Raw genomic sequence first — 23,595 nt, 5'->3', positions numbered from 1 at the left:
ACGGCCCGGGCGGGTCAGAGCCCCGGGCCCGGGCGGGTCAGAGCACCAGCTCCGCCCCCCCCGGTCCCGGGCGGGTCAGAGCACCAGCTCCGCCCCCCCGGTCCCGGGCGGGTCAGAGCACCAGCTCCGCCAGGGTCCGCAGGGTGAGTGTGTCCGGGGCGGTCAGCAGCAGATCCGTCACCGGCCCGGACCGCCATGCCGAGAGCCGTTCGGCGATCCGCTCCCTGGGCCCGACGAGCGAGATCTCGTCGGCGTAGGCGTCGGGCACCGCCCGCACCGCCTCCTCCCGCCGCCCCTCGGCGAACAGCCGCTGGATCAGCCGCGCCTCTGACTCGTACCCCGTCCGCGCCATCAGATCGGCGTGGAAGTTCCGGCTCGTGTGCCCCATGCCCCCGATGTAGAAGCCGAGCGCCGCCTTGACCGGCAGCAGCCCCTCCGCGACGTCGTCGCAGACCCGGGCGTGCACCATCGGCGCGACCATGAAGCCCTCGGGCGCGGCGGCGAGCGCCTCGCGGTGGGCGCCCGCGCCCGAGGGGGACCAGTGGAGCGGGATCCAGCCGTCGGCGATCCGGACCGTCTGGGCGATGTTCTTGGGCCCTTCCGCGCCGATGAGCAGCGGAAGCCCGGCCCGCAGGGGGTGGGTGATCGGCTTGAGGGCCCGGCCGAGCCCGGTGCCGTCCGGCCCCCGGTAGGGGTGCGGGTGGAAGCGGCCCGCCAGCTCGACGGGGCCCTGTCTGCGCAGGACTTGGCGGATCACCGCGACATACTCCCGGGTCGCGGTGAGCGGGGAGCTGGGGAAGGGTCTGCCGTACCACCCCTCCACCACCTGCGGTCCCGACAGGCCCAGGCCGAGCAGCATCCGTCCGCCGGAGAGATGGTCCAGGGTGAGCGCGTGCATCGCGGTCGCGGTGGGGGCGCGGGCGGCCATCTGCGCGACGGCGGTGCCCAGCCTGATCCGCGAGGTGTGCGCGGCGATCCAGGTGAGCGGGGTGAAGGCGTCGGAGCCCCAGGCCTCGGCGGTCCACACCGAGTCGTAGCCCAGCCGCTCGGCCTCCCGTACGAGAGCGAGCCGGCCGGGCGCGGGGGCCCGGCCCCAGTGACCGAGCGCCAGTCCCAGTCGCAGTCCCACGTTCCCACCGCCTTCTATCTGATGGTGCGTCAGATTACGCCCGCCGCCCGCCGGAGAGAAGGGAGTGGCTAATCAAGTTTGACTAGTCGAGGAAACGGGGATAACGTTCCCGACTGTCCGAGCGTGATCGTTCCGAACGGGAGAATCCGTATGTCCTTGCTGCCCGACGCCGGTTACACCCCCACCGCCGACGAGCTGGCCGAGATCCACGCATGGTTCGCCGTCTACGAGAAGTACAGCGCCGAGCACCGGATCGAGAGCATGGCCGATGTCGCGGTCTTCCCCCTCAACCTGGTCAGCGACGACTCCAAGGGCGAGGGCGCGGCGGCCCAGTGGGACCGGAAGCGGTTCATCGACACCATGACCCAGGTGATGGGCGGGGCCGGTGAGGACATCAGCTTCGAGTCCACCCGTACGCCCGTCTTCCTCTCGCCCGCGATGGTGATCGTCTTCACCGACTCCGTCATGACCTCGGGCGGAGAGCCCCAGCAGCTGCCGAGGTACGCCGACATCCTGATCAAGCGGAATGGCGCATGGGCGTTCCAGACCATGATCCAGAGCGGCTGGGGAGAGAACCTCGGCTGAGGCATGACGCATGACGCATGACGAAGGGGTGCCGCCGGATTCGCTCCGGCGGCACCCCTTCGTCTGTTCCTTCGTCTGTTTCCTTCGTGTGTTCCCGGCGGCTCAGCCGCGCTGGATGCCCGAGGTGTCCTGGAGCACTCCGCGCCGGCCGTCCTGCGTCTGGGCGACCAGGCCCGCGCCGCGCTGCTCGACCGCGAGGTACCAGGTGCCCGGCGCGAGTTCCGCGATCGGGGTGGGGGAGCCGTCCTCGCCGTACAGCGGACGGGCCACCGGCACCGCGAACCAGAACGGCGCGAAGTCGGCCGCCGGGGCCGGCTGCGGCGCGGCGGCGGGGCCGGGCTGGGCCTGCTGGCCGCCGTAGGAGGGCTGGGACTGGCCGGGCTGCTGACCGCCGTACGGCTGCTGCTGCGCGCCGGGGTAGCCGTAGCCGCTCTGCGGCTGGCCGCCGTAGGGCGCGGGGGCCGCCGGGCGCGGAGCACCGAGGAGCGGGGCCTTGAGCGCTGGGACGAGCTGGCCGCCGACCGCGCCCGCCGCCAGCACGAGGGCCGCGACGAAGCCGAGGATCAGACCGGTGCCCGCGTCGGGGTCCAGCTCGCCGTTGAACGAGCCCGCCGGGTCGAAGATCCCACCCAGCCCGGACCACGCCGTGAAGATCGCCAGCGCGATGCCGAAGTGGCCCAGCTCGATGCCGAGCAGCTTCGGGGGCCGGGGCAGCAGATGGGAGAGGACGATCAGAACCGCGCTGATGATGCCCGCCAGATATACGCCGAGCAGCAGGGAGCCGTTGTCCCAGGCGTTGGGCACATCACCGCAGAGGGCGCCGGAGCAGTCGATCGTATCCAGGAACGAGGCGATGAACAGCAGTACCGCTGCTCCGATCACCACGCCATCACCTCGTGTGAGGGAGCGGATGTTCACGTAAAAAGTCCTTCTTGGGTCGTCTCATCGGGGCGGTCTTCGCTGCCGCCCCGGGGCGGTGTGCGTGGCGCGGGGCCGGGGTGGAGCCCGGGGTGGGACCGGGAGTGGGCTCCCCCTCGTGGGAGTGAATCTATCGTCTGCCCGTTCCGGTCGTCTGCCGGGCGTCGGGAGTCATCTCGTCCCCGAAGGGGCCGGAGGAGGCGGTTCCGGGTGTGCGGACAGATGGGCGCGGAGCCCGTCCGCGATCCCCTGCGCGGCCCGCTGCCGCCATCCGGCGCTGGTCAGCAGCGCCGCGTCCGCCGGGTCTCGCATATTGCCGCACTCGATGAACACCTTCGGCACGGTGGACAGATTGAGCCCGCCCAGATCGGTGCGCACATCCAGTCCGGTGCCGCCGCCGATGTAGTTGGACCGCTCGCTCCCGGTGGTGCGGGCGAAGGCCCCGGCGATCCGCTCGCCCAGCTCCCGCGAGGGGCCGACGATCTTCCGGGTGTCCGCATCGCCCGCCCTGACCGGGCCGGGCAGGATCAGATGGAAGCCCCGGCTGCCCCTGGCCGCGCCGTCGGCGTGGACGGAGACGACCGCGTCGGCGCGGGCCCGGTTGCCGATCCGGGCGCGCTCGTCCACACAGGGGCCGAACTCCCGGTCCCCGTCATGGGTCAGTTCGACCCGCGCGCCCCGCTCTTCGAGGAGGGCGCGCAGCCGCCGGGAGACATCGCGGGTGAAGGCGGCCTCGGTGTAGCCGTCGTCGGTCGAGGTGCCCGTCGCGTCGCACGGCTTGCGGTTGGTCCCGATGTCCACAAGCGCGTTGATCTCGTCCGGGTGCCGGAAGTTGCCGGGGTTGTGGCCGGGGTCGATGACGATCGTACGGCCGTGGAGCGGGCCCTGGCCGCCGCCGCCCCCGGGGCTCGTACCCGTACCCGTGCCCGTGCCCGTACTCGCACTTGATGGCGCGGGTGCGGGTGATGACGCGGACGCGCTGGACGGCGGGGGCGCGCTCTTCCCGGCCCCGCTCTCCTGGGCCCCGCTCACCGACTCTATGGCCAGCCACCCCGCGAGCGCCGCCGCCGGCACGAGCACGGCGGCGGCGATGGCGGGCGGGCCTGGCCTTTGGCGGCGGGGGCGGCCGGTCTCGTCGTACGACACCTGCGCGATGGTAGGGGATCGCCGCCCGTCCGCGCGGTGCGCCCCGGCCCGGTGCGCCGGACAAGGGGGACGATTCCGGGACCGGTACGGACGGACCCGCCGCCGTGGCCGTACGGGCCCGCCGGGCCCCAGGGTTCAGACGCCGGGGCCGGTACGCCGGAGCACGCGCAGCGAGTCGGTCACGGAGACCTCGGTGAACGCGCCGGAGTCCAGCGCCCGCCGGTAGACCCGGTACGGGGCCTGGCCGCCGTCGGCCGGGTCGGGGAAGACGTCGTGGATCACCAGCAGCCCGCCGACGGCCAGCCGGGGGGCCCATCCCTCGTAGTCGCCGTTCGCGTGCTCGTCGGTGTGCCCGCCGTCGATGAAGACCAGCCCGAGCGGGGTGTTCCAGACCCGGGCCACCTGCGGGGAGCGGCCGACCACCGCGATGACATGGTCCTCCAGACCCGCGCGGTGCAGAGTGCGCCGGAAGGCCGGCAGTGTGTCCATCCGCCCCACCTCGGGGTCCACCACCGACGGGTCGTGGTACTCCCACCCCTCCTGCTGCTCCTCGCTGCCCCGGTGGTGGTCGACGGTGACCGCCGTCGTGCCCGCCGCCCGCGCCGCGTCGGCGAGCAGGATCGTCGACCGCCCGCAGTACGTCCCCACCTCCAGCAGCGGCAGCCCGAGCGCCCCCGCCGCCACGGCGGCCGCGTACAGGGCGAGCCCCTCGACCCGGGGCATGAATCCCTTGGCGCTCTCGAAGGCGGCGAGTATCTCCGGCTGCGGGACGGCTTCGTGCATGGCGGATGTTCCTCCGGGAGGCGGGGCGGGGTGTGTGCCTCTCGACGGTACGGGGTGCTCCCGGGCCGTCGCCCGTCGCCCGGCACCCGGGACCCGTCGCCCGGGAGCACCCCATCACGCCGTATCTCCGCCGGGGCTTTGGGCGTGCCCGGAGGGCGGTGGATACGCTGGGACTCCGAGTCGACGTGAGGTCGAGGTGAATGGCCGAGAAGGCTCCGACGGACCTGCTCACCGTCGGCGAGGTCGCCAGCCGGACGGGGATAGCCGCCTCGGCGGTCCGTTTCTACGAGGAGCGGGGGCTGATCTCCGCAGAGCGCACCGGGGGCAATCAGCGCCGCTACCCCCGGCATGTGCTGCGGCGGATCTCGCTGATCCTGGTGGCCAAGCGGATGGGCATCCCGCTCTCCGAGGTGGCCGACGTCTTCGCGACCCTGCCGAACGGCCGGATGCCCGGGAAGCGCGACTGGGAGCGCATCTCCCGGCACTGGGCCGACCTGCTGGCAGCCCGCCGGCGGGCCATCGAGGAGCTGGAGCGCGAGATCACCGGCTGCATCGGCTGCGGCTGTCTCTCCCTCCACCGCTGCCGGGTCCTCAACCCCGGCGACGACCTCGCCGAACAGGGCCCGGGTCCCCGCCGGCTGCCGGGGCCGGAGACCTGTCCGTAGCGGTGCCCGCTTCCGCAGGCCGCCATGACGGCGGGCCTACCATCGAACAGGAACGTGTTCTACCCTGCGGCCGGGGGCTCCCCGGTGACCGAAGGAGAGAGCGCACCATGGCGAAGAGCCACGCGAAAAGCTATGTCGTCGGCGTCGGTATGACCCGGTTCGAGAAGCCCGGGGCCAGGGACTGGTCCTACGGGGACATGGCCGTCGAGGCCGGCTCCCAGGCGCTCGCCGACGCCGGGATCTCGTACGCGGACGTCGAACAGGTCCCCGTCGGCCACTGCTTACAGCCCTCCACGGCCGGTCAGCGCGCCGTCTACGGACTGGGGCTGACCGGGGTCCCCGTCTACAACGTGAACAACAATTGCGCCACCGGCGCCACCGCGCTGATGATGGCCCGTCAGCTCGTGGCGGGCGGCATCAGCGACTGTGTGCTCGCCCTCGGCTTCGAGCAGATGCGCAAGGGCGCGCTCGGCGGCGGCGCGAGCGGCGGCGACCTCGCGGCCTCGCCCGTGGCCCGGCACTACGGGGTGATGGCGGCGGGCCACGGCTTCGCGGCCTCGCCGCCCGCCGCGCAGATCTTCGGCAACGCGGCCCGCGAGCACATGGACCGCCACGGCACCACCGAGGCCCAGCTCGCGGCCGTCGCCGCCAAGAACCACCGGCACTCGGCGCTCAACCCCCGCGCACAGTTCCAGGACGTCTACTCCATCGCGGAGATCCTCGCCGACAAGACCATCCACGCACCCCTGACCAGGCTCCAGTGCTCGCCCACCTCCGACGGCGCGGCGGCGGCCGTCGTCGTGTCGGAACGCTTCGCCGCCGAGCGCGGACTGCGCGCCAGAGCCGTGGAGATCGCCGCCCAGACGATGACGACCGACACCGGCGCGTCCTTCGACTCCGGCTCCTGCGTCGACGTCGTCGGGCGGCCGATGTCACGGGCGGCGGCGCTCGCCGTCTACGAGTCCTCGGGGCTGGGCATCGAGGACGTCGACGTCCTCGAACTCCACGACTGCTTCTCGATCAATGAACTCCTCACCTACGAGGCGCTCGGCATGTGCCCGGACGGCGCGTCCGGGAAGCTGGTGGAGAGCGGCGCGACGACCTACGGCGGCCGATGGGTGGTCAACCCCTCCGGCGGGCTGATCTCCAAGGGGCATCCGCTCGGCGCGACCGGACTGGCCCAGACCGCCGAGCTGGTCTGGCAACTGCGCGGCGAGGCCGGACCCCGCCAGGTCCCCGGAGCCGGAGTCGGCCTCGCCCACAACATCGGCCTCGGCGGAGCCGCCGTCGTCACCCTGTTCCGCAAGACGTAGAGCCTTCACCCGAACCACCCCGATATCCGGATGTACGGACCCGAACACGGCTGAGACCATGACAGCCATGGTCCAAGCCCCGGCAGATGCCCAGCAGAGCCGAATATCCCCTTCCGCCGCCCGTCCCGCCCGTACCTGGCTGGTGATCCTCGCCGCCAGCGCCGGTCAGTTCCTCGTCGTCCTCGATGTCTCTGTCGTCAATGTGGCGCTCCCCTCGATGCGCGCCGACCTCGGGCTCTCCACCACAGGTCTGCAATGGGTGCTCAACGCCTACTCCATCGCGTTCGCCGGGTTCATGCTCTTCGGCGGCCGGGCGGCGGATCTCTTCGGCCGCAAGCGGACCTTCATCTTCGGACTCGGCCTCTTCACCGCCGCCTCCCTCGCGGGCGGCCTCGCCCAGGAGGGCTGGCAGCTGCTCGCCGCCCGCGCGGTCCAGGGCCTGGGCGCCGCCGTGCTCGCACCGGCGACCCTCACCATCGTGACCGCCGCCGTCCCGCCGGGACCGGCCCGCACCCGGGCGATCGGCACCTGGTCGGCGGTGGGCGCGGCGGGCGGCGCGGCCGGCGGTTTCGTCGGCGGCGTCCTCACCGATCTGCTCTCCTGGCGCTGGGTGCTGCTGATCAATGTGCCGATCGGCGCGCTGGTGCTGCTCGGCGCGGCGATCTGGCTCACCGAGAGCCGGGCCGGCGCGGGCCGCCGACTGGACCTCCCGGGCGCGATCCTGGTCACGGGCGGCCTGGCCGCCGTCGCCTACGGCATCGTCCAGACCGAGGAGTCCGGCTGGACCGCCGCCGCCACCCTGCTGCCGCTCTCCGCCGGTCTCGCCCTGCTCGGGCTCTTCGTGGCCGTCGAGTCGCGGACGGCGGCCCCGCTGATGCCGCTGAAACTCTTCCGCTCCCGGGCGGTCACGGCGGCCAATGTGACGATGATGCTCTGTGGTTCGTCCTCCTTCGCCATGTGGTTCTTCATGACGGTGTACGCGCAGAACGTGCTCGGCTACACCCCGCTGGAAGCGGGCCTGGCCCTCGTCCCCAGCTCCATCAGCGTGATCATCGGCTCCAAACTCGCCCCCCGGCTGATGGCACGGGCCGGAGCCGTGAACATCGCCGCCGCCGGAGCGCTGATCGCCGCCGCCGGCTTCGGCTGGCAGTCCCTGATGACCGCCGACGGCACCTTCCTCACCACGATCCTGGGCCCCGGCATCCTGATGATGATGGGCATCGGCCTCGCCGCCACCCCGCTCGCCTCCCTCGCCACCGCCGGGGCCGAGCCGGGCGACGCGGGCCTGGTCTCCGGAATGATCAACACCTCCCGCACCATGGGCGGCGCGCTCGGCCTCGCCGTGCTCTCCACCGTCGCCGCCTCCCGCACCGGCGGCAGCACCGCCCCGGCGGACCTGGCGGCCGGATACGCGCTGGCCTTCCGGGTCGGCACCGGCCTGCTGTTCACCTGCGCCATGCTCTGCCTCCTCTGGCTGCCCCGCCGCACCGAACAGCCCTGACCCAACAGCCCTGACCCAACAGCCCTGACCCAACAGCCCTGACCGAACGGCCCCGGCGGAACCGCCCGGCGCTACAGCCAGCCCTGACGACGGGCGGCCCGCACCGCCTCCATACGGTTGCGGGTGCCCGTCTTCCCGATCGCGGACGAGAGATAGTTCCGCACCGTCGACTCCGACAGATGCACCGCCCCCGCGATGTCCGCCACGGTCGCCCCGTCCACCGCCGCGTTCAGCACATCCCGCTCCCGCGCGGTCAGCGGGCTTGGCCCGGCGCTCAACGCGGCGGCCGCGAGCGCCGGATCGATCACGGTCTCCCCGGTCAGCACCCGCCGGATCGCCCGCGCCAACTCCTCCACCGGCCCGTCCTTGACCAGGAACCCCACCGCTCCCGCCTCCATCGCCCGGCGCAGATACCCCGGCCTGCCGAACGTCGTCAGGATCAGCACCCGGCACTCCGGGACCTCGTCCCGCAGCTCGGCCGCCGCGTCCAGACCGCTGCGCCCCGGCAGTTCGATGTCCAGCAGGGCCACATCGGGCCGCACCTCCAGAGCCTTGGGGGTGATCTCATCACCCCGGCCCACCTGGGCGACCACCTCCATGTCGGGCTCCATCCCGAGGAGCATCGCCAGCGCTCCCCGCAGCATGCCCTGGTCCTCGGCGAGCAGCAGGCGTACGGACTTGGCGGGCCGGTGGTCCCGGGGCATCTCTTCCACGGCGTCATCGTAGGCCCGCCCGCCGCCCCGCCCCCTTCGCCGGGCGGGACCACACCGTGCCGGGGCACGAGGCGCGGGGCACGGGGCACCACGGGGCGGAGGTGAGGCGGTGAGGCGGTCAGCCCTCGAACCCCGGTGTCCGGTACGCGGCGCTCGACCGGGCGGCCCCCGGTATCGCCTCCGCTCTCGGCCCGGAGAGGAACGCCATCGGGTCGTCGTCCATCGGCAGTTCCGCGCTGACCCGGAAACCGCCACGGCCGAGCGGACCGGCCTCCAGCGAGCCGCCCACCGCCGCGAGCCGCTCGGCCAGCCCCCGCAGCCCGGTCCCGTCCGCCCGCGACGCCGGATCCGCCGGATCCGTGGGGAACGGGGCATCCCCCGCCCGCCCGTCGGCCGGGGGGACCCCCACGCCGTCGTCCACGACGGTGACCCGGGCCCGGTCCGCCGTCCCGCGCACCGTGATCTCACAGGTCGTCGCGGCGCTGTGCCGCACCGCGTTGGTCACCGCCTCCCGCACCACCCACCCCAGCAGCGCCGCCGTCTGCGGCGCGAGCGGCGTCCCCGACTGATGGACGACGGGCTCGATCCCGGACGCGGTCAGCGCCAGCCGCGCACGGTCCAGCTCGGTGGTGAGGGTGCCCTCCCGATAGCCCGTGACCGCCTCACGGATCTCGGTGAGGGCCTGCCGGCCGACCGACTCGATGTCCGCTATCTCCGCCAGCGCCGCTTCCATGTCCTTGGGCCCCAGCCGCCGGGCGACCTCCGACTTCACCACGATCACCGACAGCGTGTGCCCGAGCAGATCGTGCAGATCGCGGGAGAAGCGCAGCCGCTCCTTCTCGACGGCGATGCGCGCCAGCTCCTGCCGGGTCTCCAGCAGCTTCCCCACCGCCTCGGAGAGCGCGAGGATCGCCGTCGACACCATCCCCGAGATGAACGTCCCGTAGGCGATGCCGACCGCGCCCCAGCCCTCCCGCAGAAACGCGACCCCGCTCGCCCCGACCGTCAGCAGGACGATCCATATCTTCACCTGCCGGCCGCGCAGCACCGTGCCCGTCGCCAGCCCGAGCAGCGGGAAGAAGAGCAGCCAGGCTCCGCCGTACCCGGCCGCCAGCCCGAAGCCGACGACGGCGAGGGCCAGCAGCAGCCAGCGGGTGGCGGGAGCCTCCCGGGTGGTCTTGTCGAAAGCGCGGAAGGCGAGGTTCACATAGAGGGTGTTGAAGACCAGCAGCCCGATGGCGCCGATCCACGGGTAGGGGGTCCCGCCCTGGAACAGGGTGGAGAGTGCACCCGTCCCCAACAGCAGCCAGGGCAGCATCGCGAAGCTGCTGGGCGGCCCCAGCTCACTGGGGTGCGCCCCGATTCTCTTCATCCACATCGCTGGTTCCCGCTTCCCCCGAGGGCGGTGCCGTACCGCCCTCGGGCACCGACGGTACGAGACGGCCGGAGCCCCGCGCACGGCGAGGGTCCGGCTCCCCGTGCGGCACCCCTCACCGGGCGAGCGAGGCGCCCAGCAAGGTCGCCTCCAGCCGGGAGGTCAGAGCGAGAAAGGCGTCTTCGAGGGAGACGGGGGCGACTTCCAGACCCCGTATGGCGTCCATCCTGGCGAGGGCGACGACCGTGGCATCGGCGTCGGTGGTGGCGAGCCGGGCCCGGTCGCGCCGTATCTCCACGGAGACCACGCCCGGCAGCTCGGTGAGGCCATGGCTGCCCCGGCCGGCCAGATCGACCGCGACGACGGTGCCGCCGGCCGAGCGCCGCAGCTCCTCGCCATTGCCGTCGGCGACGATCCGGCCGTGGTCCATCACCACGATCCGGTCGGCGTTGTCGTCGGCCTCCTCCAGATAGTGGGTGGAGAACACGACGGTGTTGCCCCGCCCCGCGTATCCGTGGACGGCCGCCCAGAAGGCGGTGCGCGCCCTGGCGTCCAGACCGGCGGTGGGCTCGTCCAGAATGATCAGCTCGGGGTCGCCGATCAGTGTGAGGGCGAACCGCAGCCGCCGTACCTCGCCGTCGGAGAGCAGATCCGCGCGGCGGTCGGCCGACTCGGTGAGACCGGCCAGCCGCAGCACCTCGGGGACGGCCAGCGGGCGCGGGAAGGTGTGGGAGGCGAAGGCTATCTGCTCCCGGACCGTGGTCCGGGGGATCGGCCGGCAGTCGTCCAGCATGAAGCCGACCCGCCCCAGGGCCACCGCCTGGGCCGGGGAGTCGCCGAAGAGGCTGACGCCGCCCGAGTCGGGGGCGGTCAGACCGAGCATCAGACTGATCGCGGTGGACTTCCCCGAGCCGTGACGGCCGAGGAGCGCCACCGTCTCACCGCGCCGGACCGTGAGGTCGACGCCGTCCACGGCGGGCGTGGAACCGAAGGACTTGGCAGCCCCGCCGAGGTTCACAGCGGGTGCCGCAGAGGGAGTCTGGGTCATGGGAGCAACGCTACGGACGCTCCCGCGCGCACGGCAGATGCGCAATGTACGGACTCGGCAGTGACAAATGTCCCGGCCCGCCCACCGTCCACCCCCTGAGCCACTCGCGGCCGCACCCGCCCCGCCCCCCATCTGACATCCCGTCAACCCTCTTCACAACCGCCGGGCCCTGCGTTATACAGGGGACCGGCCAATTCTGGAACGCGTTCTAGAACGGGCGCCCGGTCACCGGCTCCGCGCGCCCCCTGTGACGACCTCGGTGCGGCCGGCGGTGCGGACGTCCGCACCGAGGTCTCCCGCCCGCGCGCCTGCCCGAACCCGCTTGTGACCCCGTCCGACCAGCGAGGGAGCAGCCCATGCCCATCGACCCCGTCAGGGCCGTCGCCGCCGCCCCCCGCCGTGCCGAGATCGGCTGGGACCACCGGGACGTCCAGCTCTACCACCTCGGCATCGGCGCGGGAGTCCCCGCCACCGACCCCGCCGAACTCCGCTACACCCTGGAGTCCCGGCTTCAGGTGCTGCCGAGCTTCGCCACCGTCGCGGGCGCGGTGGCCCGGACCACCCCACCGGGTACGGCCACCCCACCGGGTACGAACATCGGCCCGGGTACGAACATCGGCCCGGGTACGAACATCGGCCCGGGCACGAACATCGGCCCGGGCACGGGACCGAACATCGGCCCGGGCGTCGACATCGACCTCGCCTCCGTCCTGCACGGCGGCCAGTCGGTCCGCGTCCACCGGCCCCTCCCGCCCCGTGGCGCCGCCCTCTCCACCTCCAAGATCGCCGCCGTGTACGACAAGGGCAAGGCGGCGGTCCTGGTGCTGCGCACGGAGGTCTCCGACGCCGAAGGCCCGCTGTGGACCGGCGAATCCCAGCTCTACGTCCGGGGCGAGGGCGGCTTCGGCGGCGACCGGGGCCCCTCCGTCCGCGCCGAACCACCCTCCGGAGAACCCGACAAGACGGTGGAGAGGCGGACGCGCGAGGACCAGGCGCTGCTCTACCGCCTCTCCGGCGACCTCAACCCGCTCCACGCGGACCCGGAGTTCGCCGCCCGGGCGGGCTTCGACCGGCCCATCCTGCACGGCCTCTGCTCGTACGGAATCACGCTCAAGGCGGTAGTGGACACCCTGCTCGGCGGTGACGCGGCCCGGGTCCGCTCGTACACCGCCCGCTTCGCCGGGGTGGTGTTCCCCGGCGAGACCCTCCGTATCCGGATGTGGAACGGGACGGACCATGTCCGGGCGTCCGTCACCGCCGTCGAACGCGACGACGCGCCGGTGCTCGCGGACACCGTCGTCGAGCACGCCTGAGCCCCGCCCCCACCGAGAACCGGAACCCGAACCGGAACCCGAACCGGAACCCGAAACGGAACCGCGAGAGGAGCCGCACCGTGCGCGCAGCCGTACTCCACGAGACCGGGCAGCCGAAGCTCGATGTGCTGGACGACGTCGAGGCCGTGGGCTTTGGCCCGGGGAAGGTCAGAGTCCGGATGCGGGCCACCGGACTGTGTCACTCCGATGTCTCCGCGATGACCGGAGTCCTGCCGCAGCCCGCGCCGTTCGTCCCCGGCCACGAGGGCGCGGGCGAGGTCGTCGAGGTCGGCGACGGGGTCACCGGGCTCCGGCCGGGGGACCGGATCCTGGTCTGCTGGCTTCCGCCGTGCGGTACGTGTCCCTCCTGCCGGCGCGGCCAGGGCCAGCTGTGCCTGGCCGGATTCATCAACGCGGGCACCCCCAACTTCAGGCGCCCCGGCGGCGATGTCTTCGGCTTCGCGGGCACCGGCACCTTCGCCGAGGAGGCCGTGATCGACGCGGCCTGCGCCGTGCCCATCCCCGACGACGTGCCCTTCGACATCGCCGCCCTGATCGGCTGCGGAGTGACCACCGGCCTCGGTGCGGCGATCAACACGGCCGAGGTGGCGGCCGGTTCCTCGGTCGCCGTCATCGGCTGCGGCGGCGTCGGCATCTCCGTGATCCAGGGCGCCGGGCTCAAGGGCGCGGCCCGGATCGTCGCCGTCGACCCCATCGCCTCCCGGCGCGAGGCGGCCCTCCGCTTCGGCGCGACGGAGGCGGTGGCGCCCGAAGGTCTCGGCGACGCGCGGAAGCGGATCACCGGGGGCGAGGGCTTCGACTATGTCTTCGAGGTGGTCGGCAAGTCCGCCACCGCCCGTACGGCGTACGAGGCGACGCGGCGCGGCGGCACCCTCTGCGTCGTCGGCGCGGGCTCGATGGACGACTTCCTCCGGCTCAATATGTTCGAGCTGTTCTTCGACGAGAAGCGGATCCTGCCGTCGATGTACGGGGGAGGGGACGTGCTCGCCTCCTACGAGCGGGCGATCGCGCTCTGGCGGGCGGGCCGCGTCGACCTGGAGTCGATGATCACCCATCGGGTGCCGCTGGCCCGGATCAACGACGCGCTGGAGCAGATGCGTACGGGGGAGGCGCTCCGCACCTGCGTCGAGATCTGACGCCCCCGCACCCACCCACCAAGACATCGAAGCCGGAAGCCGAAGGGGAATCGGATGTCCCAGCAACCGCTCGACGGACTCTCCGCGATCGTCACCGGGGCCGGCCGGGGCCTCGGCCGCGCGGAGGCGCGCGAACTGGCCCGCCTCGGCGCGAGCGTGGTCGTCAACGACTACGGAGCGCCCGGCCGCGACGGCTCGGGCGCGGCCTCGGCCGCCCCGGCCGACGAGGTCGTCGCGGAGATCCGCGCCGCCGGGGGCACGGCGGTCGCGCACCACGGCGATGTCGCCGACCACGAGCGGGCCCGCGAGCTGATCGGCCTCGCCGTCGACACGTACGGCAAGCTGGACATCCTGGTCAACAACGCGGGCATCCTCCGGGACCGGATGATCTTCTCGATGAGCGAGAGCGAGTGGGACACGGTGGTACGGGTCCACCTCAAGGGCCACTTCAACACCACCCGCTTCGCCTCGGCGCACTGGCGCGAGCGCTCCAAGGCGGCGGGCGGGCCGGTCTACGGCCGGATCGTCAACACCTCTTCGGAGGCTTTCCTCGCCGGGTCGGCGGGGCAGCCGAATTACGCGGCGGCCAAGGGGGGCGTCGTCGGGCTGACGGTCTCCACGGCGCTCGCGCTGGCGAAGTACGGCGTCACGGCGAATGTGATCTGCCCCCGGGCGCGGACCCGGATGACCGAGGACGTCTTCGCCGGTTTCGCGGAGCCGGAGCCCGGGGCGCTCGATCCGCTCTCGCCCGAGCATGTCTCGCCGCTCGTCGGCTATCTGGCCTCGCCCGCAGCCTCGGCGGTCAACGGCCAACTGCTCGTCGTCCACGGCGGTCTGGTGGCGGTGGTGGAGCGGCCCAGGGTGGCGGCGCGGTTCGACACGGCGAAAGAGGTCTTCACCTACGAGGAGCTGGACGCGGTGCTGACCCCGTACTACGCGGCGGGCCCGCCGGGGGTGACGTTCGCGGCGGCGGAGGTGCTGGGGCTGCGCCACGAGCGGGGGCGGTGAGTGTGCCCGGGCCGGAGTGCCCGGGGCCCGGCCCCGGGAGAAAGCCGGGCCCGCCCGATACCCAGAGGTGGGGCTCTGGGGGCGGGCGGGCCCGGTGCGAATTCAGTGGCCGTGAGTCAGCGGCCGGAATTCAGTGAACGTGAGGTGAGCCGGCGACTCGGAGTGCGAGACGCGAGACGCGAGGTGCGAGAGCGCGAGACGCGAGATCGGGATTCGAGACGCGGGATTCGACAGCACCGAGCCATGCGGTGCGGTGCGATGCGGTGGCCCAGGCAGTGGTCAGGAAGCCTGGTCCATCGACGGCCTGCGGTGCTTGCCGTGCGGCTCGGCCGCCGGCTCCTCCTGCGCGGCAGCGACTCCCCGGTGCTTCCCCGCTCTTTCCCTCTCCCTCTCCGACTCCTCCAGCCCGTGCTGACGACCCTCAGTCGTGACGGTTCGTGCATCAGACATCTGAAAACTTCCCCCAGTGCGTGATCGCTAATAACTTCGCAGCCCGCAGAGTTTAACCAAGCCCCATCCGCCCCATGAGCGGAGCCTGTTGCAAAGGCACGGGCCTGCGACCGGCCGGTGCGACCGGCGCGATCGGCACAGCCCGCGCGCCCGGCCCGGCCGATACGGCCGTAACACCAGGCGGGCCCGATGGTGTTCCCTCCCGTGCGAACACTCCCGCCGCGTCCAGCCGTGCCACCCCGCACCCCTCCGCGTCCCTGACGCAGGGGAGCCCCAGCACCCCGTCCCCGCTCCAGGTCCCGGCCCCCGCCAGCCATCCGGCGGGCGGCGCCAGCAGATGCAGCCTGCGCCCCGCCGGCCGCCACACCCCCACCCGGCTCCCCGCAGGCCCCTCGATCCGCAGCGCCACTCCGCAGCTCTCGGGCCGCAGCGCCTGTCCGGACTGCACCGCGAACGGCGTCACCGCGCACCCGGCGGGCCGCAGGCTCTCCGGGAAGCGCACCGGCCGGTGGCTCCCCAGCACCCCCCACCCCAGCCGCTCCTGCCCCGGCGCGTTCGACCTGATCAGCAGGAGTCCGCTGTCGGGCTCCGCGAGCAGCAGCCGGTCGTCGCTCCCCTCGGCGATCTGGAGCAGCGGCGACACCTCCCCGCCCCGCGCCAGATCCACCGTCACCGCTTTGACCGGCCCCCGCCCCAGCCGCCGGTCGAGCGCCAGCATCCGGCCCGTGCGGTCCAGCCACACCCCGCCCGTGCAGTGCCCGGGCACCTCGGCGACATGCTCGGGGCCGAAGGTGCCCCCGGCCACCAGCCAGACCGAGGTCGAGCGCTCCCCGGGCACCACGGCGTAGGCCCGGGTCCCGTCCGGCGCGGGCGGCAGCAGCCGCAGCTCGCCCGACTCGACCCCGCCGAGCGGGATCTCCCCGGTGCCCGGTCCGGTCGGGTACACCAGCGAGAAGAGATGCCGTCCGGTCACCCGCCGCCGGATCAGCACGCGCCCGTCGGTGAGCGGCAGCACATCGGTGCCGCGCTCCTCGGGCTGGCCGAGCGGCAGCGGTACGGCGTAGGGCTCGGGCCCGTCCAGCGTCCACCGCTCGGCGAAGAGCGCCTCACCCGCTCCCGCGAGCCGGGCCGCGTACGCGCCGTTCGCGGTGATCGTGATCCCTTCACCGGTCCCTGCGGTAGTCCCTTCACCGGTCCCTGCTGTAGTCCCTTCGCCGATCCCTGCGGCGGTCCCGCCACCGGCCTTCGTCGCCCGTTCCGTGGCATTCTCGATGGCACAGACTGTCATCGGTCAGTCACCTCCAGTGACGAAGTTAGGTTTCGCACTTCCTGCCGAACAACACCAGACCGGCCTGTTCACACATAAGGGTGGTCGGATCGTGATTCCGCTGTGCTGGAGAGGCGGTTGTGCTTGTACGTACTGCGGTACGGGTACGACAGCCCTCGGCCAAGGTGGCCGAAAGGTCGCTGCCGGTCCCGGGGGCCGTGGCGGTTCCCCAGGTCCGGGCCCCCGCCCGGGCCCCGCCCCCGCGTGGCGCGGGTAACCTGTTTGCGTGCCCCGTCTGTCTGAAGTCATCGCCGCCCTCGACGCACTCTGGCCCCCCGAGCGGGCCGAGCAGTGGGATGCCGTCGGCACGGTCTGCGGCGACCCCGACGCCGAGGTCCTGCGTGTGCTGCTCGCGGTCGACCCGGTTCAGGAGATCGCGGACGAGGCGGTCGAGCTGGGCGCCCAGCTGATCATCACCCACCACCCCCTCTATCTCCGGGGTACGACGACGGTCGCGGCCGGTCATTTCAAGGGCCGTGTCGTGCACACCCTCATCAAGAACGACATCGCGCTCCATGTCGCCCACACCAACGCCGACAGTGCCGACCCCGGCGTCTCCGACGCCCTCGCGGGCGCGCTCGACCTCCGCGTCGTGCGCCCCCTGATCCCGGACGCGAGCGATCCGGCCGGCCGTCGCGGCCTCGGCCGGATCTGTGAGCTGGACCACCCCGAGACCCTCGGGGAGTTCGCCCGGCGGGCGGCCGAGCGGCTGCCCGCCACCGCGCAGGGCGTCCGCCTCGCGGGCGACCCGGACGCCCTCGTGCGTACGGTCGCGGTCAGCGGCGGCTCCGGCGACAGCCTCTTCGACGCCGTACGCGCCGCCGGAGTGGACGCCTTCCTCACCGCCGATCTGCGCCATCACCCCGTGTCCGAAGCCACCCAGCGTTCACCGCTCGGGCTGGTGGACGCCGCGCACTGGGCCACCGAGTGGCCCTGGTGCGAGCTGGCGGCCGCCCAGCTCGACGAAATCTCCGACCGGCAGGGCTGGAACCTGCGGGTCCATGTCTCGCGCACGGTCACCGATCCCTGGTCATCCCGATTCTCTTCTCCTGGAGCCCCCAACTGAACGCCGCGCCCGCCGACCAGATCCGACTCCTCGAAGTCCAGGCCCTCGATGTACGCCTGTCGCAGCTCGCCCACAAGCGCAAGTCGCTCCCCGAGCACGCCGAGATCGAATCGCTCACCAAAGACCTCGTCCAGCTCCGCGACCTGCTGGTAGCGGCGCAGACGGAGGAGAGCGACACCGCCCGCGAGCAGACCAAGGCGGAGCAGGACGTCGACCAGGTGCGCCAGCGCGCCGTGCGCGACCAGCAGCGTCTGGACTCCGGCGCGGTCGCCTCCCCCAAGGACCTGGAGAGCCTCCAGCGCGAGATCGTCTCGCTGGCCAAGCGCCAGGGCGACCTGGAGGACATCGTCCTCGACGTGATGGAGCGCCGCGAGTCCGTCCAGGAGCGCGTCGGCGAGCTGACCGCCCGTGTCACGGCCGTCCAGGCCAAGACCGACGACGCCACCGCCCGCCGGGACGAGGCGCAGGCGGGGCTGGACGCCGAGTCCGCGTCGGTGACCAAGGACCGCGAGGCCGTCGCCGCCGTCATCCCCGCCGATTTCCTCAAGCTGTACGAGAAGCTCCGCGTCCAGCAGGGCGGCGTCGGCGCGGCCCGTCTCTACCAGCGCCGCTGCGAGGGCTGCCGCCTGGAGCTGAACATCACCGAGCTGAACGACGTGCGCGCCGCGTCCGCCGACGCCGTCCTCCGCTGCGAGAACTGCCACCGCATCCTCATCCGTACCTCCGAGTCCGGCATCTGATGCGGAAGTTCGTCGTCGAGGCGGACGGCGGCTCCCGGGGCAACCCGGGCCCGGCGGGCTACGGCGCGGTGGTGATCGACGCCGCCACGGGCGAGACGCTCGCCGAGGCGGCGGAGTTCATCGGCGTCGCCACGAACAATGTCGCCGAGTACAAGGGCCTGGTCGCGGGCCTGAAGGCCGCGCACGCGCTCGACCCCGAGGCCAGGGTCCATGTCCGCATGGACTCCAAGCTGGTGGTCGAGCAGATGTCCGGGCGCTGGAAGATCAAGCACCCGGACATGAAGCCGCTCGCGGCGCAGGCGGCGAAGGTCCACCCTCCGTCGTCCGTCACCTACGAGTGGATCCCGCGCGAGAAGAACAAGCACGCGGACCGGCTCGCCAATGAGGCGATGGACGCGGGCAAGCGGGGCAAGCAGTGGGAGCCCGCCCGCTCCACGGCGGAGTTCTCCGCCCGCGACGAGGCGGCGGCCCGGATCGTCGGCGACGCGAGCGCGGGCGCGGCGAAGGCCCGCGCGGCCCTCGCCGGATCGGCGGCTTCAGCACCGGCGGCCGTGGCTTCCGCAGGCCAGAACGGATCCGGGTCCACCGCCGGTACGCTCACGGCCGCCCCCTCCGTCGGCTGGGGAGCCTCCGCCGATCTCGGCGCGCCCGCGACCTTCGTCCTGCTCCGGCACGGCGAGACCGCCCTCACCCCCGAGAAGCGCTTCTCCGGCAGCGGCGGCGGCGACCCCTCGCTCTCCCCGGCCGGCCGCCGTCAGGCCGAGGCCGTGGCCGCGGCCCTCGCCGCGCGCGGCACCGTCCAGGAGATCGTCAGCTCCCCCCTCAAGCGCTGCCGCGAGACGGCCGAAGCGGTCGCCGCCCGGCTGAACCTCGACGTCCGCGTCGAGGAGGGGCTGCGCGAGACCGACTTCGGAGCCTGGGAGGGGCTGACCTTCGCCGAGGTCCAGGAGCGGTACGCCGACGATCTCGCCGCCTGGCTCGGCTCGTCCAAGGCCGCGCCCACCGGCGGCGGCGAGAACTTCGCCACCGTCGCCCGCCGCGTGGCCTCGGCCCGCGACCGGATCGCCGCCCGCTCCGCAGGCCGTACGGTCCTCCTCGTCACGCATGTCACGCCCATCAAGACCCTGGTGCGCCTGGCCCTCGGAGCACCGCCCGAGTCCCTGTTCCGGATGGAGCTGTCGGCCGCCTCCCTCTCGGCGGTGGCGTACTACTCCGACGGCAACGCGTCCGTACGGCTGCTCAACGACACCTCGCACCTGCGCGGCTGATCACCTGAGCCGCCTGAGCCGCCTGGTCGGTTCACCGGTTCGGGACGAAGCCCAGCTCCACCGGGGTCCGCGGCGGCCCGTCCCGCCGTACGCCGTCCAGCAGTTCCGCCAGCCGCGGGGGCCACAGCGCCTCCGCGGCGGCGGACAGCTCGGCCGGCGACCACCAGCGCCAGCGCAGGATCGCGTCCTCGGCGTGCGCGTCGGTGAGATCCCCGACCGGGTCGCGCCGGGGCCCGTACCCGAGGTGAATGACCTCGCGCTGCCGGACCGGCACCCCGGCCCGGGTGAAGTCGTGCTCCCACCGGCAGAGCGCCGGACCGGGTTCCACATCGGTCCAGCCCGTCTCCTCGCGCAGCTCGCGCACGGCACCCCGCAGTGGATCCTCGCCCGGTTCCAGACCACCGCCGGGCAGCGCCCAGTGGACGCCGACCTCCTCGTTGTCGTACCGGAACATAAAGACGGCACCGGCCGGATCCAGTACCGCGATCCGCGCGGCCCGCCGGGGTACGCGCTTCACCTCACGCCTCAGCCTTCACACCCACAAAACGAACTGTCAGCTCGTACGCAGGGCGGCGGCCTGCGCGGCCAGCGACTCCACGCGGGCCCAGTCCTTCGCGGCGAGCGCGTCGGCGGGGAGCATCCAGGTGCCGCCGACGCAGCCGACGTTGGGCAGTGCCAGATAGGAGGGGGCGGAGGCGAGCGAGATGCCGCCGGTGGGGCAGAAGCGGGCCTGGGGGAGCGGTCCCGAGAGGGACTTGAGGTAGGCGGTGCCGCCGGCCGCCTCGGCGGGGAAGAACTTCATCTCGCTCACCCCGCGCTCCAGCAGCGCGACGACCTCGGAAGTGGTCGAGACTCCGGGCAGCAGCGCCTGGCCCGAGGCCCGCATCGCGTCCAGCAGCCGGTCCGTCCACCCGGGGCTCACCAGGAACGTGGCCCCGGCCTTGACGGCCGCGTCCACATTCGCCTCGGAGATCACGGTGCCCGCGCCGACGACCGCGTCCGGCACCTCGGCCGCGATGGCACGGATGGCGTCGAGGGCGGCGGGCGTCCGCAGCGTCACTTCAATGGCGGGCAGCCCGCCCGCGACGAGGGCACGCGCGAGCGGTACGGCGTCCTTGGCGTCCTCGATGACGACGACGGGAACGACGGGCGCGAGATCCAGCACGGAGGTCATGCGCTCATCCTGCCGTGGCACCCGCGCGATACGCAACGCACGTTGCACACCGCGCAACAGGCTCAGTGGATCTGACTCACCACGACATCGAGCGCCCACGGCTGCCCCGACCGCGCCGGAGCCTGCGCCTCCACCACATGACCCAGCTCCCGCAGCGTCTCCACCAGCTCACCGGGACCCTTCGGCCTCGCGCCCGAGATCAGCAGATCCCGTACGATCCGGCCCTTGGTCGCCTTGTTGAAGTGGCTCACCACCGAGCGCTTCTCCACCCCGTCGACCAACTGCGCGTGCAGCACCCGCACCGTCGCCGTCCGCCCGGCGAGCGCGCCCTTCGGCTTCCACGCCGCCGCATAGGCCGAGGACCGCAGATCCAGCACCATCCCCCGCCCGGCGGCCTCCGGAATCGCCGACTCCATCGGCTTCCGCCAGTGCGCCCCCAGCGCGCCGAGCCCCGGCAGCCGCACCCCCATCGAGCAGCGGTACGAGGGAATCCGGTCGCCCACCCGCACCGCGCCCCACAGCCCCGAGAAGACCAGCAGCGAGGACCGCGCGCGCCGCCGGGCGTCCGGCTCCAGGGTCGAGAGCCCCAGCGCGTCGTACAGCACGCCCGTATAGATCTCCCCGGCCGGCCGGGTGCCCGCCGTCCGCAGCTCGACATTCTTCGCGATCTCGCCGCGCAGCCCCTCGCTCAGCCCGAGGACCGTCCGCGCCTTCTCCTCGTCGGCGGCGCACAGCTCCACCAGCTCGTCCAGCACGGCCGCGCGCGCCTCGGCCAGCCCGGGCAGCGACAGCGACTCGGGCTTCAGCGGGGCCCCGCGCCCCGAAGCGGCCTTGCCCTCCGACGGCGGCAAAAGTACGAGCACGGACCCTCTCCTCACACGTTCCACCCGGGCAACCCGGGTCACCGGGGGAAAAACCACCCCGCGCCAGGGTACGCGGCCCACCCGGCCCCACCCGGCCGCCATCAGGGGATGTACAGGCTCCTGCCCTGCTCGGACACGGTCGGCTCGCCCTGCGCGACCACCTGGAGGACCGGCCCCGAGCAGTCCCGGCTCGCGAAGACGAGAGCGATCTCATCCGTCCGGTTGTTCACCTGGAACGGCCGCCGGTCGCTGGGGTAGCAGCCGCTGGGCTGCTGGTGCACCGTGCCGTTCAGCATGATCGCGCCATTCGCCGCGAACGCGGCGGAGTGCGGGACGGTGACGGTCAGCGCCACGGCCGCCGCGAGGGAGCCGAGCAGGGAGGCGATACGTCGCACGGGGAATCCTTCGATCGATGACTCGGGGCCGCCCGAGCGGGCCGGCCCCCTCGAAGGTCAACGTAGGGTAGCCGTCCCTGTACCCACAGTCGCCCGTGCGGGTGACCGCCCGGGCCGCGCCTGGACGCCGCCGCCCCCAGGGCCTTTGCCGCCCGGCATGCCGACACCCTCCGCGCGGCCTACGCTCGGTTCCATGCCCCGCCGCCTGATCCACGCCACCGGCGCAGCCGAGGCCCCGCTGCGCACCGCGCTGCGCGAGGTGCGCGAGGCGCTCGGCGTCCCGGGGGAGTTCCCGCCCGAGGCGCTCGCCGAGGCGGCGGAGGCGGCGCGCGCCCCACGGCTCCCGGAGACCGACGCGACCGGCGTCCCGCTCTTCACCATCGACCCGCCGGGCTCCACCGACCTCGACCAGGCCATGCATCTCGCCCGCCACGGCAGCGGCTACCGCGTCCACTACGCCATCGCCGACGTCGCCGCCTTCGTCACCCCGGGCGGCGCGCTCGACACCGAGGCCCACCGCCGCGTACAGACCCTCTACTTCCCGGACGGGAAGATCCCGCTCCACCCGCGGGCGCTCTCCGAGGCCGCCGCCAGCCTCCTCCCGGGACAGCAGGTCCCCGCCCTCCTCTGGCGCTTCGACCTCGACGCCGAGGGCCGCACCCACTCCGCCGACGTCCACCGCGCACTCGTCCGCAGCCGCGCCCGGCTCGACTACGGGACGGCCCAGCGGCTGATCGACACCGGCGCCGCCGAAGAGCCCCTCGCCCTGCTCAAGGAGATCGGAACACTGCGCGAGACGCTGGAGAGGGAACGCGGCGGGATCTCCCTCCAGGTTCCCGAGCAGGAGATCACCGAAGAGAACGGCGCGTACCTCCTCTCCTACCGCGCACCCCGCCCCGCCGACGGCTGGAACGCCCAGATCTCCCTGCTCACCGGCATGGCCGCCGCCGAGATCATGACGACCGCGGGCACCGGAGTCCTCCGTACCCTCCCCACCGCCCCGGACGGCGCGGTCGCCCGGCTGCGCCGCTCGGCGAAGGCCCTGGGCATCGACTGGCCGCACCATGTCTCGTACGCCGACCTCATCCGCTCCCTCGACCCGCGCCGCCCCCGGAACGCGGCCTTCCTCCAGGAGTGCACGGCCCTGCTGCGCGGCGCGGGGTACACGGTCTTCACCGGCGGCGAAGTCCCCTCCCCGGCGATCCACGCGGCGGTCGCCGCCGAGTACACCCACTGCACCGCGCCGCTGCGCCGGCTGATCGACCGCTACACGGGCGAACTCTGTCTCGCGGCCCGCGCCGGGCAGGGCGTGCCCGAGTGGGTGCTCGCCGCGCTCGACGCCCTCCCCGGCGAGATGGCGGACGGCTCCCGCCGAGCCAACACGGTCGAGCGGGAGTCCGTGGACCTGGTGGAGGCCGCGCTGCTCTCGGGCCGGGTCGGCGAGGTCTTCGACGGCTGTGTGATCGACGTCCGGGAGCGCGAGCCGGACACCGGCACGGTCCATGTCGGTATGGTCCATCTGGAGGACCCGGCGGTGGTGGGCCGGGTGGAGAGCCCCCGCCCGCTCCCGCTGGGGGAGCGGCTCCGGGTACGCCTCGCCCGGGCCGCCCCGGGCACGGCGAAGGTCCTCTTCGTCCCGGCCTGAGCCCCTTCGCTCA

The 23,595-nt window shown here is 73.1% G+C and carries 24 protein-coding genes; 11 read left to right on the top strand and 13 right to left on the bottom strand.

The genetic code is table 11. The annotated features are described in order from the left end of the window. Positions 1-112 precede the first annotated feature (112 nt). Positions 113-1,123 carry an LLM class F420-dependent oxidoreductase gene (locus IE247_RS06875; RefSeq protein WP_190122120.1) on the bottom strand — a complete coding sequence of 337 codons (1,011 nt, stop codon included), beginning with the start codon at positions 1,121-1,123 and terminating at the stop codon, positions 113-115. A 156-nt stretch (positions 1,124-1,279) separates the two neighbouring features. Between IE247_RS06875 and IE247_RS06870 the strand changes: the two genes are divergently transcribed. Further along, positions 1,280-1,714, top strand: coding sequence for a nuclear transport factor 2 family protein (locus IE247_RS06870; protein WP_190121970.1), 435 nt, complete (start codon positions 1,280-1,282; stop codon positions 1,712-1,714). 102 nt (positions 1,715-1,816) lie between these two features. Here the strand turns inward: IE247_RS06870 and IE247_RS06865 are convergent, their stop codons facing one another. The 3 genes from IE247_RS06865 to IE247_RS06855 all read right to left on the bottom strand — a co-directional run bounded on the left by IE247_RS06865 (position 1,817) and on the right by IE247_RS06855 (position 4,561). Then, a complete protein-coding gene (locus tag IE247_RS06865) occupies positions 1,817-2,632 on the bottom strand; it encodes a hypothetical protein (protein ID WP_190121969.1) in 816 nt (271 codons plus the stop codon). Positions 2,633-2,803: 171 nt separating this feature from the next. After that, on the bottom strand, positions 2,804-3,778 hold the full coding sequence (locus tag IE247_RS06860) for an N-acetylmuramoyl-L-alanine amidase (protein WP_190121968.1): 975 nt from the start codon (positions 3,776-3,778) through the stop codon (positions 2,804-2,806). A 135-nt stretch (positions 3,779-3,913) separates the two neighbouring features. After that, positions 3,914-4,561 (bottom strand): class I SAM-dependent methyltransferase, encoded by a 648-nt coding sequence (locus tag IE247_RS06855; RefSeq protein WP_190121967.1) that lies wholly within the window; start codon positions 4,559-4,561, stop codon positions 3,914-3,916. Between the two features lie 200 nt (positions 4,562-4,761). On the opposite strand from IE247_RS06855, the gene soxR reads away from it, so the two are divergent. The 3 genes from soxR to IE247_RS06840 all read left to right on the top strand — a co-directional run bounded on the left by soxR (position 4,762) and on the right by IE247_RS06840 (position 8,040). Beyond that, positions 4,762-5,226 carry a redox-sensitive transcriptional activator SoxR gene (gene soxR / locus IE247_RS06850; protein WP_190121966.1) on the top strand — a complete coding sequence of 155 codons (465 nt, stop codon included), beginning with the start codon at positions 4,762-4,764 and terminating at the stop codon, positions 5,224-5,226. 107 nt (positions 5,227-5,333) lie between these two features. Next, positions 5,334-6,539 carry a thiolase C-terminal domain-containing protein gene (locus tag IE247_RS06845; protein ID WP_190121965.1) on the top strand — a complete coding sequence of 402 codons (1,206 nt, stop codon included), beginning with the start codon at positions 5,334-5,336 and terminating at the stop codon, positions 6,537-6,539. Between the two features lie 67 nt (positions 6,540-6,606). After that, positions 6,607-8,040 (top strand): MFS transporter, encoded by a 1,434-nt coding sequence (locus IE247_RS06840; RefSeq protein ID WP_373305517.1) that lies wholly within the window; start codon positions 6,607-6,609, stop codon positions 8,038-8,040. Between the two features lie 71 nt (positions 8,041-8,111). Here IE247_RS06840 and IE247_RS06835 read toward each other — a convergent pair whose 3' ends face one another. The 3 genes from IE247_RS06835 to IE247_RS06825 form a co-directional block, all read right to left on the bottom strand. Next, positions 8,112-8,744, bottom strand: coding sequence for a response regulator transcription factor (locus IE247_RS06835; protein WP_190122119.1), 633 nt, complete (start codon positions 8,742-8,744; stop codon positions 8,112-8,114). A gap of 127 nt (positions 8,745-8,871) precedes the next feature. Further along, positions 8,872-10,131, bottom strand: a complete 1,260-nt coding sequence (locus tag IE247_RS06830; protein WP_190121963.1) for a sensor histidine kinase — start codon at positions 10,129-10,131, stop codon at positions 8,872-8,874. A gap of 112 nt (positions 10,132-10,243) precedes the next feature. Next, the gene (locus IE247_RS06825) at positions 10,244-11,176 is read right to left on the bottom strand and encodes an ABC transporter ATP-binding protein (RefSeq protein WP_190121962.1); all 933 of its coding nucleotides are present in this window, start codon (positions 11,174-11,176) and stop codon (positions 10,244-10,246) included. A 356-nt stretch (positions 11,177-11,532) separates the two neighbouring features. Here IE247_RS06825 and IE247_RS06820 point away from each other — a divergent pair, with 356 nt between their 5' ends. The 3 genes from IE247_RS06820 (at position 11,533) to IE247_RS06810 (ending at position 14,654) form a co-directional block, all read left to right on the top strand. Continuing rightward, positions 11,533-12,489, top strand: a complete 957-nt coding sequence (locus tag IE247_RS06820) for a MaoC/PaaZ C-terminal domain-containing protein (protein ID WP_190121961.1) — start codon at positions 11,533-11,535, stop codon at positions 12,487-12,489. 80 nt (positions 12,490-12,569) lie between these two features. After that, positions 12,570-13,646 (top strand): Zn-dependent alcohol dehydrogenase, encoded by a 1,077-nt coding sequence (locus IE247_RS06815; protein WP_190121960.1) that lies wholly within the window; start codon positions 12,570-12,572, stop codon positions 13,644-13,646. A gap of 54 nt (positions 13,647-13,700) precedes the next feature. Further along, positions 13,701-14,654 (top strand): 3-oxoacyl-ACP reductase, encoded by a 954-nt coding sequence (locus tag IE247_RS06810; protein WP_190121959.1) that lies wholly within the window; start codon positions 13,701-13,703, stop codon positions 14,652-14,654. 279 nt (positions 14,655-14,933) lie between these two features. On the opposite strand, the gene IE247_RS06805 is transcribed toward IE247_RS06810, so the two are convergent. Both IE247_RS06805 and IE247_RS06800 read right to left on the bottom strand, forming a co-directional pair. Further along, entirely contained in the window at positions 14,934-15,104 is a 171-nt protein-coding gene (locus IE247_RS06805) for a hypothetical protein (protein ID WP_190122135.1), read from the bottom strand. 52 nt (positions 15,105-15,156) lie between these two features. Next, complete coding sequence (locus IE247_RS06800; protein ID WP_190121958.1) at positions 15,157-16,392, bottom strand: hypothetical protein; 1,236 nt, start codon at positions 16,390-16,392, stop codon at positions 15,157-15,159. 265 nt (positions 16,393-16,657) lie between these two features. Here IE247_RS06800 and IE247_RS06795 point away from each other — a divergent pair, with 265 nt between their 5' ends. The 3 genes from IE247_RS06795 to IE247_RS06785 are packed head-to-tail and all read left to right on the top strand — an operon-like array spanning position 16,658 to position 19,505. Then, on the top strand, positions 16,658-17,497 hold the full coding sequence (locus IE247_RS06795; protein WP_190121957.1) for a Nif3-like dinuclear metal center hexameric protein: 840 nt from the start codon (positions 16,658-16,660) through the stop codon (positions 17,495-17,497). After that, positions 17,494-18,237 (top strand): zinc ribbon domain-containing protein, encoded by a 744-nt coding sequence (locus IE247_RS06790; protein WP_190122118.1) that lies wholly within the window; start codon positions 17,494-17,496, stop codon positions 18,235-18,237. The genes IE247_RS06795 and IE247_RS06790 overlap by 4 nt, the downstream gene beginning before the upstream one ends. After that, a complete protein-coding gene (locus IE247_RS06785; RefSeq protein WP_190121956.1) occupies positions 18,237-19,505 on the top strand; it encodes a bifunctional RNase H/acid phosphatase in 1,269 nt (422 codons plus the stop codon). Before IE247_RS06790 ends, IE247_RS06785 begins: the two co-directional genes overlap by 1 nt. Before the next feature lie 31 nt (positions 19,506-19,536). Here the strand turns inward: IE247_RS06785 and IE247_RS06780 are convergent, their stop codons facing one another. From IE247_RS06780 to IE247_RS06765, 4 genes are all read right to left on the bottom strand, one after another. Next, complete coding sequence (locus tag IE247_RS06780) at positions 19,537-20,022, bottom strand: NUDIX domain-containing protein (RefSeq protein ID WP_229868725.1); 486 nt, start codon at positions 20,020-20,022, stop codon at positions 19,537-19,539. A 36-nt stretch (positions 20,023-20,058) separates the two neighbouring features. Further along, positions 20,059-20,679 (bottom strand): bifunctional 4-hydroxy-2-oxoglutarate aldolase/2-dehydro-3-deoxy-phosphogluconate aldolase, encoded by a 621-nt coding sequence (locus IE247_RS06775; protein WP_190121955.1) that lies wholly within the window; start codon positions 20,677-20,679, stop codon positions 20,059-20,061. 62 nt (positions 20,680-20,741) lie between these two features. Beyond that, entirely contained in the window at positions 20,742-21,542 is an 801-nt protein-coding gene (gene yaaA, locus IE247_RS06770) for a peroxide stress protein YaaA (protein WP_190121954.1), read from the bottom strand. A gap of 101 nt (positions 21,543-21,643) precedes the next feature. Continuing rightward, positions 21,644-21,937: a hypothetical protein gene (locus IE247_RS06765; RefSeq protein ID WP_190121953.1), complete on the bottom strand. Its 294-nt coding sequence runs from the start codon at positions 21,935-21,937 to the stop codon at positions 21,644-21,646. Between the two features lie 193 nt (positions 21,938-22,130). Between IE247_RS06765 and IE247_RS06760 the strand changes: the two genes are divergently transcribed. Beyond that, positions 22,131-23,582 (top strand): RNB domain-containing ribonuclease, encoded by a 1,452-nt coding sequence (locus IE247_RS06760; protein ID WP_190121952.1) that lies wholly within the window; start codon positions 22,131-22,133, stop codon positions 23,580-23,582. Positions 23,583-23,595: the final 13 nt, after the last annotated feature.

Origin of the sequence: Streptomyces inusitatus (assembly GCF_014651115.1) — a bacterium.
Classification (GTDB): domain Bacteria; phylum Actinomycetota; class Actinomycetes; order Streptomycetales; family Streptomycetaceae; genus Streptomyces; species Streptomyces amakusaensis.
Note: the sequence above shows the minus strand (reverse complement) of the source record. Positions and strands in the feature narration are given on the sequence as shown.

Excerpts from the sequence above, each read along its gene's own strand:
- IE247_RS06870 (WP_190121970.1), top strand. The coding sequence starts at position 1,280 with ATGTCCTTGCTGCCCGACGCCGGTTACACCCCCACCGCCGACGAGCTG.
- IE247_RS06855 (WP_190121967.1), bottom strand. The coding sequence starts at position 4,561 with ATGCACGAAGCCGTCCCGCAGCCGGAGATACTCGCCGCCTTCGAGAGC.
- soxR (WP_190121966.1), top strand. The coding sequence starts at position 4,762 with ATGGCCGAGAAGGCTCCGACGGACCTGCTCACCGTCGGCGAGGTCGCC.
- IE247_RS06845 (WP_190121965.1), top strand. The coding sequence starts at position 5,334 with ATGGCGAAGAGCCACGCGAAAAGCTATGTCGTCGGCGTCGGTATGACC.
- IE247_RS06840 (WP_373305517.1), top strand. The coding sequence starts at position 6,607 with ATGGTCCAAGCCCCGGCAGATGCCCAGCAGAGCCGAATATCCCCTTCC.
- IE247_RS06835 (WP_190122119.1), bottom strand. The coding sequence starts at position 8,744 with ATGCCCCGGGACCACCGGCCCGCCAAGTCCGTACGCCTGCTGCTCGCC.
- IE247_RS06830 (WP_190121963.1), bottom strand. The coding sequence starts at position 10,131 with ATGTGGATGAAGAGAATCGGGGCGCACCCCAGTGAGCTGGGGCCGCCC.
- IE247_RS06825 (WP_190121962.1), bottom strand. The coding sequence starts at position 11,176 with ATGACCCAGACTCCCTCTGCGGCACCCGCTGTGAACCTCGGCGGGGCT.
- IE247_RS06820 (WP_190121961.1), top strand. The coding sequence starts at position 11,533 with ATGCCCATCGACCCCGTCAGGGCCGTCGCCGCCGCCCCCCGCCGTGCC.
- IE247_RS06810 (WP_190121959.1), top strand. The coding sequence starts at position 13,701 with ATGTCCCAGCAACCGCTCGACGGACTCTCCGCGATCGTCACCGGGGCC.
- IE247_RS06805 (WP_190122135.1), bottom strand. The coding sequence starts at position 15,104 with ATGTCTGATGCACGAACCGTCACGACTGAGGGTCGTCAGCACGGGCTG.
- IE247_RS06800 (WP_190121958.1), bottom strand. The coding sequence starts at position 16,392 with ATGACAGTCTGTGCCATCGAGAATGCCACGGAACGGGCGACGAAGGCC.
- IE247_RS06785 (WP_190121956.1), top strand. The coding sequence starts at position 18,237 with ATGCGGAAGTTCGTCGTCGAGGCGGACGGCGGCTCCCGGGGCAACCCG.
- IE247_RS06775 (WP_190121955.1), bottom strand. The coding sequence starts at position 20,679 with ATGACCTCCGTGCTGGATCTCGCGCCCGTCGTTCCCGTCGTCGTCATC.
- IE247_RS06760 (WP_190121952.1), top strand. The coding sequence starts at position 22,131 with ATGCCCCGCCGCCTGATCCACGCCACCGGCGCAGCCGAGGCCCCGCTG.